General features: G+C 63.2%; 1 protein-coding gene and 1 pseudogene. Both read left to right on the top strand.

The window, feature by feature from the left end; all coding sequences use genetic code 11:
• Positions 1-369, top strand: a pseudogene (locus CXY75_RS20165) (IS21 family transposase); the annotation flags it as partial.
• Positions 366-1,118, top strand: coding sequence for an ATP-binding protein (locus CXY75_RS00030; protein WP_104080871.1), 753 nt, complete (start codon positions 366-368; stop codon positions 1,116-1,118). The pseudogene CXY75_RS20165 and the gene CXY75_RS00030, both read left to right, overlap by 4 nt.
• Positions 1,119-1,205: the final 87 nt, after the last annotated feature.

Raw genomic sequence — 1,205 nt, forward strand, 5'->3', positions numbered from 1 at the left:
CCTCAGGGCGAGAAGTATCGGGAGTGGGACAGCGTCAGGATCCGGGCGTGGGCGACGCGTGTCGGCCCGAGCATGGTGACCGTGGTGAACAGGATTTTCGAGGCGGTGCCCGTGGAGGAGCAAGGCTTTGATGCCGCTCTGGCAGCGCTGCGGCTGAGCCGTCGTTACTCCAGTGAGCGAGTGGAAAGGGCGTGCCAGATCGCGCTCGAAGGTCGTGTTCGGTCGCCCCGGTATGCGCACTTGCGGCCGATCCTGGAGACCGGGCAAGACAAGACAAGCACCCGCAGGATTCCACGCTTCGAACCCACCGAACCTGAATCTGGCGGGTATGTCCGCGGCGCCGATTACTACGCCGGAGGCGCACGATGAGCCGGATCGATATTGAGACCAAACGCAAGCTCCGTGAGATGGGCGTGGCCACCCTGCTGGACGCGTTCGACGCCCAAGACGACACCCTGACACTCGGTTTGGCATTTGAGGAGAAAATCAAACTTGCCGTCGATGACGCCCATTCCGCATTCACTCAAACCAAGGTCGAGGGGCTGATCCGGCGGGCGAACCTGCGGTATCCCAACGCTGACCTGCGGCGCCTGGACCTCGTCGAGGAACGCGGCCTTGACCGGTCTGTGATCGCGGGACTGGGAACGTGCTCGTTCATTGACCGGCAGCAGAACGTCGTGTTCCAGGGATTTACCGGGTCGGGGAAGTCGTATTTGGGGTGCGCGTTAGCGAAGGCCGCGTGCCTGCATCGGGTGCGGGCTCACTACATTCGGATGCCGGAGCTCGAAGAGGCCTGGCAGCTGGCCCGCGATAAACCCGCCGGGACGACGAAGTTTCTGAACAAGTACACCGCGTTCACGCTCCTAGTGATCGATGAATGGCTCCTCGACGAACCCGACGAGAGCACCCGCAGCATGCTCTTGGAACTCCTCGAGCGACGCTACGACCAGGCATCAACGGTGTTCTGCACCCAATACGCCCAAAAAGATTGGCACCAGCGCCTCGGCTCCGGAGTTCACGCCGACACAATCATGGACCGCATCGTGCACAACACCATCTGGGTGGCGACCGGCGGCCACAACATGCGAGAACACACCGCCGGCTTGGTCACGGCCTAAACCTGCCGCGCTGGTCGAGGGCCGCTGGCCCCCGACCAGCGCGGCAGCCCGGCATCCCCAGGCAATACCAGCGGCCCCCAAAGGCAA

The sequence above is a fragment of the Cryobacterium sp. Y11 genome (assembly GCF_002929535.1).
GTDB lineage: Bacteria > Actinomycetota > Actinomycetes > Actinomycetales > Microbacteriaceae > Cryobacterium.